Annotated in this window: 18 protein-coding genes; 9 read left to right on the top strand and 9 right to left on the bottom strand. The window is 51.3% G+C overall.

Going from position 1 to position 16,373, the window contains the following annotated elements:
* The first annotated feature begins 57 nt into the window (after positions 1-57).
* Positions 58-591: a thioredoxin family protein gene (locus L2725_RS00145; RefSeq protein WP_249246992.1), complete on the top strand. Its 534-nt coding sequence runs from the start codon at positions 58-60 to the stop codon at positions 589-591.
* A 62-nt stretch (positions 592-653) separates the two neighbouring features.
* On the opposite strand, the gene L2725_RS00140 is transcribed toward L2725_RS00145, so the two are convergent.
* Both L2725_RS00140 and rhlB read right to left on the bottom strand, forming a co-directional pair.
* Positions 654-1,571: a Ppx/GppA phosphatase family protein gene (locus tag L2725_RS00140; protein WP_249246991.1), complete on the bottom strand. Its 918-nt coding sequence runs from the start codon at positions 1,569-1,571 to the stop codon at positions 654-656.
* Entirely contained in the window at positions 1,572-2,888 is a 1,317-nt protein-coding gene (rhlB, locus tag L2725_RS00135; protein ID WP_249246990.1) for an ATP-dependent RNA helicase RhlB, read from the bottom strand.
* Positions 2,889-3,159: 271 nt separating this feature from the next.
* On the opposite strand from rhlB, the gene trxA reads away from it, so the two are divergent.
* From trxA to L2725_RS00120, 3 genes are all read left to right on the top strand, one after another.
* Complete coding sequence (gene trxA, locus L2725_RS00130; RefSeq protein WP_115138352.1) at positions 3,160-3,486, top strand: thioredoxin TrxA; 327 nt, start codon at positions 3,160-3,162, stop codon at positions 3,484-3,486.
* Between the two features lie 210 nt (positions 3,487-3,696).
* Entirely contained in the window at positions 3,697-4,962 is a 1,266-nt protein-coding gene (gene rho / locus L2725_RS00125) for a transcription termination factor Rho (RefSeq protein ID WP_115138353.1), read from the top strand.
* Between the two features lie 441 nt (positions 4,963-5,403).
* On the top strand, positions 5,404-6,090 hold the full coding sequence (locus tag L2725_RS00120) for a YajG family lipoprotein (RefSeq protein ID WP_249246989.1): 687 nt from the start codon (positions 5,404-5,406) through the stop codon (positions 6,088-6,090).
* Between the two features lie 81 nt (positions 6,091-6,171).
* Here the strand turns inward: L2725_RS00120 and L2725_RS00115 are convergent, their stop codons facing one another.
* From L2725_RS00115 to L2725_RS00105, 3 genes are read right to left on the bottom strand one after another with little or no spacing between them, the layout of a single operon-like run.
* Entirely contained in the window at positions 6,172-6,909 is a 738-nt protein-coding gene (locus L2725_RS00115) for a fumarate reductase iron-sulfur subunit (protein ID WP_249246988.1), read from the bottom strand.
* Complete coding sequence (locus L2725_RS00110; RefSeq protein ID WP_249246987.1) at positions 6,906-8,903, bottom strand: fumarate reductase flavoprotein subunit; 1,998 nt, start codon at positions 8,901-8,903, stop codon at positions 6,906-6,908. The genes L2725_RS00115 and L2725_RS00110 overlap by 4 nt, the downstream gene beginning before the upstream one ends.
* A gap of 59 nt (positions 8,904-8,962) precedes the next feature.
* On the bottom strand, positions 8,963-9,688 hold the full coding sequence (locus L2725_RS00105; protein WP_249246986.1) for a fumarate reductase cytochrome b subunit: 726 nt from the start codon (positions 9,686-9,688) through the stop codon (positions 8,963-8,965).
* A 331-nt stretch (positions 9,689-10,019) separates the two neighbouring features.
* Between L2725_RS00105 and prmA the strand changes: the two genes are divergently transcribed.
* From prmA to fis, 3 genes are all read left to right on the top strand, one after another.
* Positions 10,020-10,901, top strand: coding sequence for a 50S ribosomal protein L11 methyltransferase (gene prmA / locus L2725_RS00100; RefSeq protein ID WP_249246985.1), 882 nt, complete (start codon positions 10,020-10,022; stop codon positions 10,899-10,901).
* A 149-nt stretch (positions 10,902-11,050) separates the two neighbouring features.
* The gene (gene dusB / locus L2725_RS00095) at positions 11,051-12,046 is read left to right on the top strand and encodes a tRNA dihydrouridine synthase DusB (RefSeq protein WP_249246984.1); all 996 of its coding nucleotides are present in this window, start codon (positions 11,051-11,053) and stop codon (positions 12,044-12,046) included.
* Positions 12,039-12,344 carry a DNA-binding transcriptional regulator Fis gene (gene fis / locus L2725_RS00090; protein ID WP_011761333.1) on the top strand — a complete coding sequence of 102 codons (306 nt, stop codon included), beginning with the start codon at positions 12,039-12,041 and terminating at the stop codon, positions 12,342-12,344. Before dusB ends, fis begins: the two co-directional genes overlap by 8 nt.
* A gap of 62 nt (positions 12,345-12,406) precedes the next feature.
* Here the strand turns inward: fis and L2725_RS00085 are convergent, their stop codons facing one another.
* On the bottom strand, positions 12,407-12,643 hold the full coding sequence (locus L2725_RS00085; protein WP_248933833.1) for a hypothetical protein: 237 nt from the start codon (positions 12,641-12,643) through the stop codon (positions 12,407-12,409).
* Between the two features lie 146 nt (positions 12,644-12,789).
* On the opposite strand from L2725_RS00085, the gene L2725_RS00080 reads away from it, so the two are divergent.
* Positions 12,790-13,284 (top strand): AlbA family DNA-binding domain-containing protein, encoded by a 495-nt coding sequence (locus L2725_RS00080; protein WP_249246983.1) that lies wholly within the window; start codon positions 12,790-12,792, stop codon positions 13,282-13,284.
* Here the strand turns inward: L2725_RS00080 and L2725_RS00075 are convergent.
* Complete coding sequence (locus L2725_RS00075; protein ID WP_249246982.1) at positions 13,240-13,725, bottom strand: hypothetical protein; 486 nt, start codon at positions 13,723-13,725, stop codon at positions 13,240-13,242. The genes L2725_RS00080 and L2725_RS00075 overlap by 45 nt on opposite strands.
* A gap of 225 nt (positions 13,726-13,950) precedes the next feature.
* Here L2725_RS00075 and L2725_RS00070 point away from each other — a divergent pair, with 225 nt between their 5' ends.
* Positions 13,951-14,709 carry an outer membrane protein OmpK gene (locus L2725_RS00070; RefSeq protein ID WP_249246981.1) on the top strand — a complete coding sequence of 253 codons (759 nt, stop codon included), beginning with the start codon at positions 13,951-13,953 and terminating at the stop codon, positions 14,707-14,709.
* A gap of 49 nt (positions 14,710-14,758) precedes the next feature.
* Here L2725_RS00070 and L2725_RS00065 read toward each other — a convergent pair whose 3' ends face one another.
* Both L2725_RS00065 and xerC read right to left on the bottom strand, forming a co-directional pair.
* Complete coding sequence (locus L2725_RS00065; protein WP_249246980.1) at positions 14,759-15,472, bottom strand: HAD-IA family hydrolase; 714 nt, start codon at positions 15,470-15,472, stop codon at positions 14,759-14,761.
* Positions 15,469-16,362 carry a tyrosine recombinase XerC gene (xerC, locus tag L2725_RS00060; RefSeq protein WP_249246979.1) on the bottom strand — a complete coding sequence of 298 codons (894 nt, stop codon included), beginning with the start codon at positions 16,360-16,362 and terminating at the stop codon, positions 15,469-15,471. The genes L2725_RS00065 and xerC overlap by 4 nt, the downstream gene beginning before the upstream one ends.
* Between the last annotated feature and the right edge of the window lie 11 nt (positions 16,363-16,373).

The following is a 16,373-nucleotide window of genomic DNA, read 5'->3' as shown; positions in this document are numbered from 1 at the left end:
CAAAAACTCTCCACCATGATTGGATAAGAACATACTGAAGTGTGAGGTTCTGATACCATGACTAAAGCGATAAAAGTTCTGCTCGCCACCACTGCACTGTTTTTCAGTGCTCAAACTCTGGCTTCCGGTGGATGCGGCTTTGAAACAGAAAACACAGGGCTGATCGGCTCCTGTACCCAAGAGGAACAAGAAGTGATTCTGACCGGAATGATAGAACCCAAGACGCTGATTCAGGAAGATGATTTCAGTGAAGGCTACCAAAGTTATCAGGTAGATCAGGGCTCGCTGGCTGCGCTGAAGTCTGTTACCACACCGACTGAGATTGTCGTGATTATCGGTACCTGGTGCCCAGACTGTCACCGCGAAACACCTCGCTTTATCAGCATTATGGAAGAGCTGAATAACCCGAACATCACCGCCAAATACATAGGCGTTGATCGTCAGAAAAAAGATGATGAGGGCCTGGCTAACGAGTATGAATTTACCCGTATCCCCACCTTTATCGTGATTCAGGATGGCAAAGAGATTGGCCGCATTGTTGAGCGTCCGACTGAGTCTCTGGAAAAAGATCTGGCGAAGATTCTGAAGTAATCAAAATCTCCCAGGATCAAAAAAGGCCGCAGTAGCGGCCTTTTTACTATCGAACCCCCAGCTTAATGACTGAGGTTTTCTGCCAACTGTTGCAGCACACCTTCACGCAGGGCGCCACCGGACAGATGCAGCTTATCGATATGCAGCTGATCAAACAGGGCGATAAGGATAGCAACACCTGCCGCAAAGGTGGGGACACGCTCGGCGTTCAATCCTGTTATTCCGGTCAGCCTGGCATCAGCCTGGGTCAGAATTTCATCACGTATGCTCAGCAGTACTTCTTTGGTGATGATTTGTGGCAGCTCCCTGTGAGCCAATAACTCCATCACAGACTGCACTGAACCCGATGCTCCAACTACTCCATTCCAACCGAGTCGGCGCAGTTCCTGCTCCTTCTCGCCCAGAATACGGATGGCATCTGCGGCGGCATCTTCAAAATCTTTCACTGAGTAGGGGAAGCTATCGAAGTACTGACGTGAGCTGGTCACACAACCAAAACCTACACTGGCTTTGAACAGGACTTCCATCCCCTCGCCCACGATAAATTCGGTGCTGGCGCCGCCAATATCCACCACCAGACGACGACCGCCGCCCTGAGTGTTGGCCACCATGCCTTGATAAATCAGTTCGGCTTCGCGCATACCGGAAATGACTTCGATGGGACATCCCAACAGAGGCACTGCGCGCTCGCTGAACTCATCGGCATTGCTGACACTGCGCAGTGTTGCCGTAGCGATAACGGCAACGTTGCGACGATCAACCTTGTGATGGTCCAGCATACGACCAAACATCGCCAGACAATCCAGCCCCCGTTCCATCACGGATTGCTGCAGTCGGCCATCTTCCCCCATCCCCTCAGCCAAGCGTACTTTGCGCTTGTACTTGGCGATGATCTTGGGGCGGTGGCCTTCTGTATGAGCCACCAACATGTTAAAGCTGTTAGAGCCCAGCGTTATGGCTGCATAATTGGTCTTGCGCATTTACGAGTGTCTACGGGTCCTGTCGTGACGTGGAGGACGACCACTGCGATGAGCTCCCTGTGGTCGTGGTGCACCTGTGCGTTCGCGCAGATTGCGCGGCGCGGTACTGTGTTTACGGTGGATCTTCACCGGCGGAGCCAGATCTTCCAGCAGCGCTTCTCTGTCGTAGTTGCTCAGAGGAATGGAGTGCTTAATGTACTCCTCAATCGCTGGTAGATTCAGAGCGTATTCTTCACAGGCAAAGCTGACAGACACGCCCTTCTGACCTGCACGACCGGTACGACCGATACGGTGTACATAGTCTTCGCAATCATCCGGCAGATCATAGTTGTATACATGGGACACATCAGAGATGTGCAGGCCACGGGCTGCTACGTCGGTCGCTACCAGAATATCCAGTTGACCTTTGGTGAACTGATCCAAAATACGCAAACGCTTCTTCTGAGGCACATCACCGGTCAACAGACCAACACGGTGACCATCACCTTCCAGTGCTGCCCACAGCTTTTCACACATATGCTTGGTGTTGGCAAACACAATGGCTTTGTCCGGCCAGTCCTCTTCAATCAGCGTCTGCAGCAAACGCATCTTGTCTTCCATGGAAGGATAGAAGAGTTCTTCTTTAATATTCTTGGAGGTTTTCTCCTCCGGCGCGATCTCAACCTTTTCAGGGTCGTTCATATGATCGTAAGCCAGCTCCTGTACCTTCATGGACAGGGTGGCAGAGAACAGCATATTCAGACGGTCTTTCGCGTTCGGCATGCGGCGGAACAGGAAACGAATATCCTTGATAAAGCCCAGGTCGAACATGCGGTCAGCTTCATCCAGCACCACGGCCTGGATGGCAGACAGGTTAATCACCCCCTGACGCACGTAATCGATAATACGACCTGTGGTACCAATCAGGACATCGACGCCTTTTTCCAGCACTTTCATCTGGGCATCGTAGCCTTCACCACCGTAAACAATGCCCACTTTCAGCTTGGTATGCTTGGACAGCAAAGTGGCATCTTTGGCGATTTGAATCGCCAATTCACGGGTAGGTGCCATAATGATGGCTCGAGGCTGATTAGTCTGGCGACCTTCCGGCTCAGCAGTCGTCAACAGATGGTTAAAGGTAGCCACCAGAAATGCCAGGGTTTTACCTGTACCGGTTTGTGCCTGACCTGCGATATCTTTTTGCTGGAGGAGAATTGGCAGCGACAGCGCCTGAATTGGAGTGCAATACTCAAAGCCGTTTTCGGACAGTGCCTTAAGCACCTTCTCTTGCAGAGGGAACTCGGCAAATTTTTGTTTGGATAAATGTGTTTCGCTCATAGCGCAAGCATACCAGTTAGGGTTGCAATAAGATACTCGATCGTTTGAAATAGCGGCAAGTAAAACAAGGTGTAACTAACGGGGCGATATAATCAATCAGGTTTCTAAACTCAAATATTGGCGGTCGCCTTATTCGGAATGGATTTCTGATATTTTCATTGAGATGAAAATGAGTCTCATACCCCGGGCTTGAAAAGCCAAAAAACGCACCCAATATACAGGGTATGCCATTCACAAACCAGCGATGGCACCACATAAACCGGAGAAGATCATGAGTGACAAAATCGTAACCCTGAGCGACGACAGCTTTGAAAATGACGTACTGAAATCAGAACTGCCTGTACTGGTAGATTTCTGGGCTGAATGGTGCGGCCCATGCAAAATGATCGCTCCAATCCTGGATGACGTTGCCGGCGAGTACGAAGGTAAACTGACCGTAGCCAAGCTGAACGTTGACCAGAACAACGCCTCTCCAGCCAAATATGGTGTGCGTGGTATTCCAACACTACTGCTGTTCAAAAACGGTGAGCTGGCTGGTACCAAAGTTGGCGCTCTGTCCAAGACTCAACTGAAAGAGTTTATCGACGCTCAGATCTAATTTGAGCCCGAGTGCGTCAAACGGCACAATTTTATTGATAAATTGTGCCGTTCCTTCCGAAAAAATATGGACGCCTCCATTGGTTAGTGCTACTTTAATAACCAGATTCTTTCAAATAACCCACTCCTCACCGTTCAATCCACTCAAGCCTACACAATCGAAGCAGATTGAGCGCGATGAGCCTGTCGCGTAGTTACAAGACCCATCGAAATGAACTTATCAGAACTGAAAAACAAGTCGATTTCCGACTTAGTAGCCTTAGCCGAAAGCATGAAACTGGAAAATATGGCCCGCGCCCGCAAGCAGGACATTATTTTCTCTATCCTGAAAGCCCACGCCAAAAGCGGTGAAGACATTTTCGGTGGCGGTGTACTGGAAATTCTGCAAGATGGTTTCGGCTTCCTTCGCAGCGCCGACGGTTCCTACCTGGCAGGCCCGGACGATATCTATGTATCACCAAGCCAGATTCGCCGCTTTAATATGCGCACCGGTGATACCATTGCAGGTAAGATTCGCCCACCTAAAGAAGGTGAACGTTATTTTGCCCTGCTGAAAGTCAACGAAGTTAACTTCGACAAGCCTGAAAACTCCCGCAACAAGATCCTGTTTGAAAACCTTACCCCACTGCACGCTGAAGAGCGCCTGCGTATGGAGCGTGGTAACGGTTCAACTGAAGATATTACCGCCCGTATTCTTGACCTGTGTTCCCCAGTGGGTAAAGGTCAGCGTGGTCTGATTGTAGCCCCGCCAAAAGCCGGTAAGACTTTGTTGCTGCAGAACATTGCTCAGTCAATCTCCTACAACAACCCAGATGTGGTGTTGATGGTATTGCTGATTGACGAACGTCCTGAAGAAGTAACCGAAATGCAGCGTCTGGTTAAAGGTGAAGTGATCGCTTCTACCTTTGATGAGCCAGCAAGCCGTCACGTTCAGGTTGCTGAAATGGTGATTGAAAAGGCCAAACGCTTGGTAGAGCACAAGAAAGACGTAGTGATCCTGCTGGACTCTATTACCCGTCTGGCCCGTGCCTACAACACAGTAATCCCTTCTTCCGGTAAAGTACTGACAGGTGGTGTGGACGCCAACGCCCTGCACCGTCCAAAGCGCTTCTTCGGTGCTGCACGTAACATCGAAAACGGTGGCAGCCTGACCATTATCGCCACGGCTCTGGTTGATACTGGCTCCAAGATGGACGAAGTGATCTACGAAGAATTTAAAGGTACCGGTAACCAGGAACTGCACCTGTCCCGTAAGGCGGCAGAGAAACGTGTATTCCCGGCCATCGACTTTAACCGTTCAGGTACCCGTCGCGAAGAGAAGCTGACCACCCCTGACGAGCTGCAGAAGATGTGGATCCTGCGTAAGATTCTGAACCCAATGGACGAAGTAAGCGCCATGGAGTTCTTGATTGATAAGCTGGCCATGACCAAGACTAATGACGAGTTCTTCACTGCCATGAAGCGCGCCAAGTCTTAATCAGCTAATACGTTGAGACCAATAGTCTGATATAAAAGCCACCTTTCCCAGGTGGCTTTTTTATTGAGCGATGCTCAGTTGATGGTGCAAGCGCATGGCTATGTGAGTAACCCTGAGATCGACAAGCTGGCCATGACCAAGACTAGTGACGAGTTCTTCACTGCGAAGAAGGGCGCCAAGTCTTAATCAGCTGCTTAACTGCACTGAAAGCTTGAACAGAAAGCCACTCAAACGAGTGGCTTTTTTATTGTCTGTGACCCGATGCCACCAGCACTATGATATGGCCGCTGATAGGAGCTTCTGTGCTACCCAACACACTAGGTCTGAATCTGTCTTTCCGCCCTTAATAAACAAAACATCTAGTAAGATTGAGCAATTGCCACTTTGGGGGTAAATGGCTAACTTAAGTCGGCAAAATAATAAATCAACAAAGGAAGATTGATGAAAAAGCTCATAATAGGATTTCTGGCAGTTATCGGGCTCTCCGGCTGTGTAACCCCCATTCCACTGAAAGAACAGATCCCTTCCCCTGAATATAAGGCGACTCAACCTGTACTTATCAGTGTTGTCGATAAAAGAAACCGGGTGCAGGAAGGTAAGCCGGCGAACTTTGTTGGTGTGGCCCACGGCGCTTTTGGTATCCCGGTAGATTGGAACGTAGATATTTTGTTGGCGACTGAAAAAGATGATAAGTCTCTCACACTTGCCCAGTGGCTACAAAAAAGACTGGTTAAAGGACTGCAGGAAAAAGGCTGGTCAGTTAAGGGAGTTGACCTGAACTCGGTACCAACCTCAGAGCAGGCTGAAATCACCCTGACTCAAAATCAAGCAACTCAATTACTGACTCTCGAGTTGCAGGAGTGGTATTTCAGTATCAACCTCAACTGGGTGACCGCCTTCAACTTTGATACCGATGCCCACCTTTACCTATTCGAAAAGGGTCAGGGTCAGGTCTACTACAAGCAGACCAAAGAGCGGGATGTGATCGATGAACAAGCGTCTGAGTCTCCACAGAATAATGTTCTCAGAGCTTACAGGGATCAACTCCAGCAACTCCTGTCTGATCCTGAACTCAAGGCCGCCATTATCAAAGCCCAAACAACAGCGACAGTGTCTGAAGCACTATAGAAAAAAAGCCACCGGAGACGGTGGCTTTTGAATTACGGAGTAAGAGTAATGGCTGGTTCGCTCCAGCTGGCTTTCACTTGATTAGCAAGACACCAGGGTAGCTGACATCTTGCGTCTCAAATAGGCGATCTGCTGCATATGCGGCAGGTCCTTAGGACAATTGTCCTGACAACCCAACAGCGTCATACAACCGAATACACCATCCTGGTTACCAATAACATGGTAGAAGTCATCGACACTGCGGGCATCGCGACTATCCAGCTCAAAGCGGGCAATCTTCATCAGGCCAACGGCACCGACGAAGGTTTCACGCATCTGCTTGGTGGCGCAGGCGGATACGCACACACCACACTCAACACAGCGCTCCAGCTCATACAGCCTGGCAGCTTCTTCTGGGTCCATCGGCGCTTCCAGCACATGGATATCCTGTCCGTCACCACGTGGGTGCAGCCACAGCTTCAGACGCTCGGCGATTTCACGCATAAATTTGCCTGTGTTCACCGATAGATCGCCAATCAACTCAAAGCCCGGCAATGGCATCAGGGTGATAGTGGCATCACTGAATTTGCTGGTCAGGGTACGGCAAGCCAGCGTTGGCATACCGTTAATCACCATGGCACAGCTGCCACAGATACCGGCGCGGCACACAAAGTCGAACTGCAGCGAGCTGTCCTGCTCTTCACGCAGACGATTCAGGGCGATAAACACTGTCATTCCCGGCGTTTCATCCAGCTGATAGCTGACCATTTTCGGCTTGTCACCCGGCTGTTGCGGATCAAAACGGAAAATATTGAATGTTAGGGTACGGCCCTGACTCATGAGTTTTTCTCTCCAACCTGCGCTGACAATTTGTCGATCAGACGTTCGTTCTTTGGCATTAATTCTTGTGGCAGTTCAAATGGCATCAGCGCTTGCTGCTGGGTATATCTGTCTGCATTTTCACCCAGCTCCGCCAGCTTAACGGCGATTTCAGCTTCACGGGTAGCGGTATCCGGGTGTGGAATAGTGTTGTCGATACCATAGCCGCGATAGCCAGGTGGCAACTCCATCTGCATCACATCCAGATCTTCATAGTGAATTTCCGGCTCCAGCGCATTGGCATCCGGCCAACAGCACAGAGTGCGCTTCAGCCAGTCGCGGTCATTCCGCTGCGGGAAGTCTTCACGGGCATGGGCGCCACGACTCTCGGTACGGGCTGCAGCACCGCAGGCAACGGTCAGTGCCACCTTAATCATGCGGCGTACCCGCAGGGCTTCCACCAGCTCAGGGTTGGCATGACGCTTCTTGTTCTTAACGATCAGATTGCGGCTGCGCTCCAGCAGGGCTTTCAGGCCTTCAACCGCTTTATCCAGTTCAGGACCGTTACGGAAGATGCCCACATAGTCCATCATGATTCGCTGCATTTCCTGCTTCAGTATGTAAGGGCTCTCAGTGCCATGGCCGTCAATCAGAGCATCAATCTCAGTGCTCAGCTCGCCCATCGCCTGCTCAACCAGACGGGTGTCCACCACCAAATCGTTGTTCTCGCCAAAGTCAGCCACATACTTACCTATGATCATGCCGGCAACCACAGTCTCAGCCAGGGAGTTACCGCCCAGACGATTAAAGCCGTGCATATCCCAGCAAGCCGCTTCACCTACGCTGAAAAGACCTTTCAGCTGTGGGCTTTCGCCAGTGGCATCGGTACGGATACCGCCCATGGAGTAGTGTTGGGTTGGACGCACAGGGATCCAATCCACTGCAGGGTCAATCCCCAGGAAGTATTCACAGATCTCCTGCACTTCACGCAGGTTGGTCTCGATATGCTCGCGGCCAAGCAGGGTAATATCCAGCCACAGATGAGGGCCGTAAGGAGAGTCAACGCCTTTGCCTTTACGCATATGTTCAGTCATACGACGGGAAACCACATCCCGACTGGCCAGCTCTTTCTTATCAGGCTCATAGTCAGGCATAAAGCGATGACCATCGACGTCACGCAGCAGACCACCGTCACCACGACAACCTTCAGTGGTCAGAATGCCCACAGGCACAATGGCGGTTGGGTGGAACTGTACTGCTTCCATATTGCCCAAGGTCGCAACGCCGGTTTCCAGCGCCATCGCCTGGCCAATACCTTCACAGATAATGGCGTTGGTAGATACTTCATAGATGCGGCCATAACCACCTGTGGCAATTGTGGTGGACTTGGCAATATAGGCGCGCAGCTCACCGGTGATCAGGCAGCGGGCGATCACACCGTGACAGCGCTTGCCGTCGTGAATGATCTTCAGGGCTTCCATACGCTCATGCACAGGAATGCCCATAGAGATAGCTTTGTTATCGACTGCATACAGCAGCGAGTGACCTGTGCCATCAGCGGTGTAGCAGGTGCGCCACTTCTTGGTACCACCAAAGTCACGGGCGTTAATCAGACCGTGTGCCGCTTCGGCTTCTTCAATAGTCACCTTCTCGGCGTTAACCACAACCTGACGGGGACCTTGAGTCACTCGGGTCCAGGGCACTCCCCAGTTGGCCAGCTCGCGCACAGCTTTGGGGGCACAGTGGGCAAACATACGAGCCACCTGCTGATCACAGCCCCAGTCTGAACCTTTGACTGTATCCTGGAAATGAACGTCTTCGTTATCGCCCATCCCTTTTACAGTGTTACCCAAACTCGCCTGCATACCGCCCTGGGCAGCAGCAGAGTGAGAACGCTTGGCCGGGATCAGTGACAATACCAGAGTGTCCAGACCACGTTCTTTGGAGGCAATGGCTACCCGCAAACCTGCTAGGCCGGCACCCACCACCAATGAATCTGTATAGATAATTTTCACGCTTGTTCCTTACAACTTTCTACAGCTGCAATATCAAGTAGTTACACTTCAGCTTTGGCTCAGCTCGGTGAATATGGTGTTACCGGCAGAGTCAACTCACTGCCAATCAGCAGGTAGCACATCAGACTGGCGATACCCAGCACCATCAAATAGATCATCAGACCATGGGCAAAACGGCGCAGTTTATGACGCTGGAAAGTCAGGCCCCACTTCACTGCAACCCGGTACAGACCAAACACAGCGTGTACCACTACCGCTGGCAGCAACAGGGCGTACAGAACCCAGGTGTTGTCGTGATATACCCGCTCAGCACTCATATTCGGGCCAATATTGGGGGCCTGGATCATTTCAAACAGGTGAACCGGAACCAGGAAGAAGAGTGCAGCGCCAGTCAGCAACTGGAAATACCAGATACGGGTGTCACTGTGGCGGATGGTATTCAGGCTGGATTGCAGCGCGCGCCACTGGCCCAACTGAGTCGGGAAACGACGCAGAGCTGTTAGTGCGTGCAATACAAAGACGGCCAGCATAAACACAGAGATGATCTGGGTGATTATCGGGAATCCTTTGCCATCGTCACTGAAAATGCTGCCTTCAAGAAAGTGCACTACATGATAAAAAGCATCTTTGCCCAGCAGAATGCTGGATTCAAAGTGCAGATGGAACAGCAGAAATACGCCCATCAGTACCCCGGTGGCGCTTTGCAACCGATCAGCCTTGGCTGACCAGTGATGACCAAGCACCCGTGGGCTGACGGGATTGGGTACATAGGTTTTGGTTGTCATTGTTAATTATTATGTGGCCGGTATCGACCTGTTTTGAGTAGGGGCGATTAAGATAGCAGCGACTCTGTTAGCCTTGACGCAATAATCAACAAGTTGCGACACAGATCACCGGCAGGATAGCTTTTTTCAGAGCATGATCACGCCAACCCTTGCTTCTGCGGCAAGTGGCCAGACCAATTAACCAATAAATTCATTTAGTTACCTGACGCCCAATGTGAAACTCACAATTGCAGCAACAGGATGTCGACACATATTGGTCGAATATTCGCACTGCACCTCGCCTTGGGCTACAATACCGCCCCAATTTTCAACATAGCCACAGAGGCATGTCATGGCCTGGATCCAACTGCGAATTCATACCGGCAAACAGGAAGCCGAGTTGTTAAGTGATCTTTTAATGGAGCTGGGATCGGTTTCCATCACCTTTGAAGATGGTCAGGATGAACCGATTTTTGAACCTAAGCTGGGAGAAACCCCGCTGTGGACAGATACAGTGGTTATCGCCCTGTTCGATGCCAATATGGATCTGCAACCAATCGTAGAAATGCTGAAGAACCTGCCGTACATGAGCCAGGACTTCGCCTACAAGATTGAGCAAATTGAAGACAAGGACTGGGTACGTGAGTGGATGGATGCCTTCCACCCAATCAAGTTTGGTCAGCGTCTGTGGATCTGCCCAAGCTGGCGCGAAATTCCTGACCCACAAGCCGTTAACGTGATCCTGGATCCTGGTCTGGCTTTCGGTACCGGTACCCACCCTACTACAGCTCTGTGTCTGGAATGGTTGGATGGACTGGATCTGGCCGGCAAAGAGGTGGTCGACTTCGGTTGCGGCTCCGGCATCCTGGCAGTAGCCGCCCTGAAACTGGGCGCGGACAAAGTCACCGGTATCGATATCGACTATCAGGCCATTGATGCTTCCAAAGCCAATGCGGAGCGTAATGACGTGGCTGATCGTCTGTCTCTGTATCTGCCTCAGGACCAACCTGCTGACCTGAAAACCGAGATTCTGGTAGCCAATATTCTGGCCGGCCCACTGCGCGAACTGGCACCGCTGATCGCCGACCTGGTGCAACCGGGTGGCAAGCTGGCTCTGTCCGGCCTGCTGCGTGAACAGGCTGAAGAGATCTCCGAGTGTTATGCCCAGTGGTTTGTGATGGATGAACCTGCTCACAAAGAGGACTGGACGCGCTTGACGGGTGTACGTAAATAGTACAAACACCCTTGCATGGCGCGTCAGCGCTGACTTCTTGCCAGACAAATGTCAAGAAAAAAAGTTGCACTCAGGTCATTTATTGACCTTTTCAGGAAGTGTAAAAAGGCGTACTATAGCGCCCCTTTGAAGAGCAAGGTGAAGCAATCATGCAGATTGGACCCTATCAACTGAAGAATCAGCTGATCGTGGCACCAATGGCTGGTGTCACCGATCAAGCCTTCCGCAACCTCTGCCTTCGTTATGGCGCAGCCATGGCGGTGTCGGAAATGTTGCTGGCCAATCCGGATGTATGGGACACGGATAAAAGCCGCCTGAGGCTGAGTCATTCAGGTGAGGAAGGTATTCGCTCAGTACAGATTGCCGGGGCAGATCCAGATGCCATGGCCTGGGCCGCGCGCTACAACGTAGAGCAAGGTGCCCAGATCATCGACATCAATATGGGATGCCCGGCCAAGAAAGTGAATAAAAGGCTGGCTGGTTCAGCCCTGATGCAAAATCCCGAGCTTGTGGATCAAATCCTCAAGGCCGTGGTTGGCGCAGTGGATGTACCGGTTACGCTCAAAATTCGCACGGGTTGGGATCCGGACCACAGGAATGGTGTCCAGATCGCCCGGATAGCCGAAGATAGTGGCATTGCCTCGTTGGCCGTTCACGGCCGTACCAGACAGTGCATGTACAAAGGCGATGCCGAGTACGACACCATTAAAGCTATAAAACAAAGCGTCTCAATACCCGTGGTCGCTAATGGGGATATCACCACGCCGGAGAAGGCACGTTATGTGCTGGACTACACCGGAGTGGATGCCCTGATGATCGGCCGGGGAGCTCAGGGACGCCCCTGGTTATTCAGAGAAATACAACATTATCTGGATACCGGGGAAAAGCTGCCGCCCGTGACGGTGGAGGAAAAGCGTCAAGTGATGCTTGACCACCTTACCAAGCTGTATGCCCTGTATGGGGAGTTTAAAGGCGTGCGATTCGCCCGCAAACATATCGGCTGGTACCTGGACCAGGACGCACAACGGGATTTCAGAGCCCAGTTTAACAAGCTGGAATCCGCGGCGGAGCAATATTCCCTTGTGGAATATTATTTTGATGAATTGATTTCAGAATTAGACAAAGAGCAGATTACGAATGTTTGATCAGACAACTCACACAGAAGCCCATCCGCTTACCGTAGGCAAAATTGAAACTGCTAACGGCACCATTAAGCCTCAGTTGCTGCGCGACGCTGTAAAGCGCGCTGTAAGCAACTTCTTCGCTCAGTTGGACGGTCAGGAAGCACAGGAAGTTTACGAGATGGTGCTTTGCGAAGTTGAAGCTCCACTGCTGGACATCATCATGCAGCACACTCGCGGTAACCAAACCCGCGCAGCCAACATGCTGGGTATCAACCGTGGTACTCTGCGCAAGAAGCTGAAAAAGTACGGCATGAACTAATCAAGTATTCTTAATGCTTTGATTCAAAAGGGCTCGTTAAGTAATTAACGGGCCCTTTTTCTTTAGGCAGCATCCACATCTGTCCATTTGATAATGGCGCGTACATTCATCAGGGCGAAAACCATATTGGCGACCCACATGGCACTGCTGCCCGACATTACGCCCACCACTATCCAGCACAGATTGCCGAATATCATCACCACAAAGCCACTGCGACTCTTGTTGCCGATCAGCCAGATAGCGATAAAGGTGAGCAGCATCGCCAACCAATCCACCCCCAGATAAACCCAGAAGTCCATCAAGCTGCTCCTTTGCCTGTTGCTGTAACGAATTTATCCAAGCTATCAAGACTTTCATCGAATGACGACTGCCAGAAAGTAGAATCTGGCAATTGTATCGGCGCCGTGCTACATCTGAAGAGTCCCTCTTTTTCCCGGGTGCAGGTATGCAGTATCAAACCTTTGTGTTGGACGACATGTCCAGTTTGGCCGAATCGGTACAGGTTGAGTTTAAGCTGGCCGCCGGTCGCGATGGCCAAGGAAAAGTTCCCGAGGATATGTGGGAAAGTTACAGCGCCTTCGCCAATACCATTGGCGGCGAGATCATTCTTGGCGTACGGGAAGAGCAAGGTGTATTTACCCTGGAAGGTATTCCTCAGCCGGACCCTATGATTGAGTATCTGTGGCAACACCTGAACGACAAATCCAAAGTCAGTATCAACATACTTCAGCCAACGGATATTCAACTTATTCGACTTGTCGATAAACATGTCATTCGTATCCGGGTTCCCCAGGCGGAGATTCATCAAAGGCCTGTGTTTATTGGTACCGATGCCTACAGTGGCTGCTACCTGAGAGTGGATGAAGCCGATATGCATGCCAGCCGGCGTCAGGTATCACAGATGATGCGCCGGGCAAGGGAGGCTCTCTCTGGGCAATAGATCAAACCAGGGACGGGATATCACAGCCTTTTCAATCGCACTTAAATATTCAGGGTTTTCGCAAATACCTGACTCAATCCAGGCGGAGATCCAATCACCGGGTTGAGCGAACAAGGCACCTCCTGCTGACGGGTAAGCCTGCTGACTTAACGTCAGATGACGCCTGCTGAATGTGAGCTGCGCAGATTGCATATAGGCTGAGTGCGGCCAGGCCCAACTCGCACCATAAGTAAGCAACCACTCACAACCAACCTCTTCTGAAACAGGCGTCACAATAATCTGCCTGGATTTTAATTCGCCCATCAGACTGTCGGTAAAATCAGGCCTGACATCTCCCTGTTTAACCACACAGATCTGTGGCAGTGGTAACACCTTGTCAGATGTGGACTGGCAGCCCACTAATACCAAACAGATCAACATGCTTATCAGCAACCTATCCATTGCCGCCTCTCCCCTCAAGCACCAGCTTTAAGCATAGGCGACCAAAGAGAAATTGGGATTGTTCCGAAATGACTATTCAGCATTGCATTCACAGAACAAACAACGGGTTAAAATATTGACCGGGATCGCAACATCATATCTGCCAAGCTTTATAGTGACCCCGCTTTTCATAACCCCAGGCTTTCCGTAAATCGGAGAGCAAAAACAATAAGATGAGAGTGCCCGATGAACACAAAAGCTATACTCTGCTCTGCCCTGCTGCTGTCTGCACCTGCTGCCCAAAGCGAAGAACTGATCCAGTGGTGGGATGTGAGCGTTACCGCCCTGTATGGCCAAAACTATGACCTGGCCCCCAGCCATGATCAGACCGGACTGACCTTTGAAACGGCCGGTGGCTGGAAGTACGGTGACTGGTTTGCGTTCCAGGATGTCACTTTCTTCAATGGCAACAACGGTGGTGTAGATGACTCCACCTATGGTGAAATCACCACCCGCTTCAGCATGGGCAAGATATTCGGTATGCAGGCCATGGGACCGGTGTCAGACCTGTCGCTGGCCCTGTCTCTGGAAGAGGGCAAAGGTGATGTAGAAACTCTGCTGTATGGTCTGGGTATGGACCTGGATGTTCCCGGCTTTACCTACCTGAACCTGAACACTTATCGTCGTCACGCACTCAACAGCAATGGCAATATCACTGATGGCTGGCAGCTGTCTCCCTCTTTCCGTATCGACATCCCTGTTGGCAGCAGTAAGCTGATCATTGATGGCTATATCGACTGGGTTTTCGCTACCGATGATGACGCCTTTGAGCCTCACTTCCACTTCAACCCACAGATTAAATACGATCTGGGCCAGTTGCTGATGGGCGACGCCAAAGCCGACAAATTCCTGGTCGGTATCGAATATGATTTCTGGGAAAACAAGTTCGGTGTCGATGGTATCCAGCAGAACACCTTCTCTGTGATTGCCAAGTACCACTTCTAATATTTACGTAAAAGCCAAAAGGCCTCGAAACGATTCGGGGCCTTTTACATTATATCTGAGTCAATTCACTCAGTTTAGCCAGTTCAAGGTGGGGCAAACTGCCCGCTCCCGGTATAGAAGGCTCGGCACCGACGCCAGGGTTCAACCAGGCGGAGTAGCAACCTGCACGACGAGCGCCCTGCACATCAGACGACCAGCTGTCTCCGACGTGCAGTATCTCAGCTGGAGTAACAGCCAATCGCTCACAGGCCTGCTCAAACATGTCGCCCCAGGGTTTCATTCTCACCCCCTGCCCCGGGTGCAACACAAATCGCATCAGTTCACCCAAGCCTATTTTGTCGGCATCGACATTGCCATTGGTGATGCCAACCAGAACATACTTCTCATCCAGTTGTGCCAGCAACGCCAGAGTATCTTCAGGTACGCTGAAGTCACTGCGATAGTGTAAAAAGCACTCCATCGCCTGGGCCACTTCCCGCTTGACCTGATCCGGTGAATATCCCCACAGGGTCAGCGCCCGGGTCAATACAGCCTCGCGACAAGCACCGGTGTCATTCAGCAGTGCCGGATTAGCCCTGACCACCAGGCGTTTGCAAGCCAGCCAATCGGAGTCACTCCATTCATGTGCAGCATTAAAGCGGCTGCACAAATGGTCATTCAATCTGGCTCTGGCGGTGCGGATGACAGGTCTGTTGTCATATAGTGTGTCGTCCAGATCAAAGGACAACACACTGACGTTGCCCGGCCGCAAATAGATCTTCATTTGTTTCCTTTTCTGGCTCTTGGGTGAGCCCCGTCGTATACCTTGGCCAAATGGCCAAAGTCCAGACTGGTATAAATCTGTGTGGTCGCCAGATTGGCGTGCCCCAATAGTTCCTGAACCGCCCGTAAATCGCCGCTGGACTCCAGCATATGGGTGGCAAATGAGTGTCTCAGTTTATGGGGATGAACCCGACCACTACTGCCCTGTTCAACACCCCATCTGGCCAGCCTGGATTGAATGCTGCGGTGGGATAAACGGGCGCCGGTTTTGGCGAGGAACAGCGCATTGTCTTGACAGGGAAATGTCCCACGGATTTTGAGCCAATCCTGCAGCGCGGCAATGGCTTTACTGCCCACAGGAACAATCCGCTCTTTACTGCCTTTACCCATGACTCTGACTTCCCGGGTCGAAAAATCGATATCCCCGGTATCAAGCGCCGCCAGCTCAGCCAGTCGTAAACCTGAAGAGTAAAACAACTCCATCATGGCTTTATCTCTGAGCAGCAGCGGGTCGTCGCCATCCATACTCAAGAGTGCGCTGACGCCATCGGCATCCATATTCTTGGGCAAAGGTTTATTTTGTTTGGGAGCTTTAAGCGTTCTGGCCGGATTGGCTTCGACGACCTTTTCCCGCCGCAGAAACTCGTAAAACTGCTTGATTGCGGACACAGACAAGGCAATGGAACGAGGGCTCAGCCCCTGCCGGTGCAGTTTGGCCAAAACACCCTGCAGTTCATCCCGGTCTGCGCTGAGCAGGCTCAGCTCCGGCTTAAGCAGTTTGATACGTTGTAATTCGTAGAGATAGTTACGACAGGTGAGCGGCGACAGTTGCCGCTCAGATGCGAGAAAATTGCTAAAGCGTTCCAGCCACAGGCTGTCTTTATCTGTCATGGCTTACCCTG

The organism is Shewanella corallii (genome assembly GCF_023349125.1).
Classification (GTDB): domain Bacteria; phylum Pseudomonadota; class Gammaproteobacteria; order Enterobacterales; family Shewanellaceae; genus Shewanella; species Shewanella corallii.
This window is presented reverse-complemented; position numbering and strand designations above follow the sequence as displayed.

Excerpts from the sequence above, each read along its gene's own strand:
- L2725_RS00145 (WP_249246992.1), top strand. The coding sequence starts at position 58 with ATGACTAAAGCGATAAAAGTTCTGCTCGCCACCACTGCACTGTTTTTC.
- L2725_RS00140 (WP_249246991.1), bottom strand. The coding sequence starts at position 1,571 with ATGCGCAAGACCAATTATGCAGCCATAACGCTGGGCTCTAACAGCTTT.
- rhlB (WP_249246990.1), bottom strand. The coding sequence starts at position 2,888 with ATGAGCGAAACACATTTATCCAAACAAAAATTTGCCGAGTTCCCTCTG.
- trxA (WP_115138352.1), top strand. The coding sequence starts at position 3,160 with ATGAGTGACAAAATCGTAACCCTGAGCGACGACAGCTTTGAAAATGAC.
- rho (WP_115138353.1), top strand. The coding sequence starts at position 3,697 with ATGAACTTATCAGAACTGAAAAACAAGTCGATTTCCGACTTAGTAGCC.
- L2725_RS00120 (WP_249246989.1), top strand. The coding sequence starts at position 5,404 with ATGAAAAAGCTCATAATAGGATTTCTGGCAGTTATCGGGCTCTCCGGC.
- L2725_RS00115 (WP_249246988.1), bottom strand. The coding sequence starts at position 6,909 with ATGAGTCAGGGCCGTACCCTAACATTCAATATTTTCCGTTTTGATCCG.
- L2725_RS00105 (WP_249246986.1), bottom strand. The coding sequence starts at position 9,688 with ATGACAACCAAAACCTATGTACCCAATCCCGTCAGCCCACGGGTGCTT.
- prmA (WP_249246985.1), top strand. The coding sequence starts at position 10,020 with ATGGCCTGGATCCAACTGCGAATTCATACCGGCAAACAGGAAGCCGAG.
- dusB (WP_249246984.1), top strand. The coding sequence starts at position 11,051 with ATGCAGATTGGACCCTATCAACTGAAGAATCAGCTGATCGTGGCACCA.
- fis (WP_011761333.1), top strand. The coding sequence starts at position 12,039 with ATGTTTGATCAGACAACTCACACAGAAGCCCATCCGCTTACCGTAGGC.
- L2725_RS00085 (WP_248933833.1), bottom strand. The coding sequence starts at position 12,643 with ATGGACTTCTGGGTTTATCTGGGGGTGGATTGGTTGGCGATGCTGCTC.
- L2725_RS00080 (WP_249246983.1), top strand. The coding sequence starts at position 12,790 with ATGCAGTATCAAACCTTTGTGTTGGACGACATGTCCAGTTTGGCCGAA.
- L2725_RS00075 (WP_249246982.1), bottom strand. The coding sequence starts at position 13,725 with ATGGATAGGTTGCTGATAAGCATGTTGATCTGTTTGGTATTAGTGGGC.
- L2725_RS00070 (WP_249246981.1), top strand. The coding sequence starts at position 13,951 with ATGAACACAAAAGCTATACTCTGCTCTGCCCTGCTGCTGTCTGCACCT.
- L2725_RS00065 (WP_249246980.1), bottom strand. The coding sequence starts at position 15,472 with ATGAAGATCTATTTGCGGCCGGGCAACGTCAGTGTGTTGTCCTTTGAT.
- xerC (WP_249246979.1), bottom strand. The coding sequence starts at position 16,362 with ATGACAGATAAAGACAGCCTGTGGCTGGAACGCTTTAGCAATTTTCTC.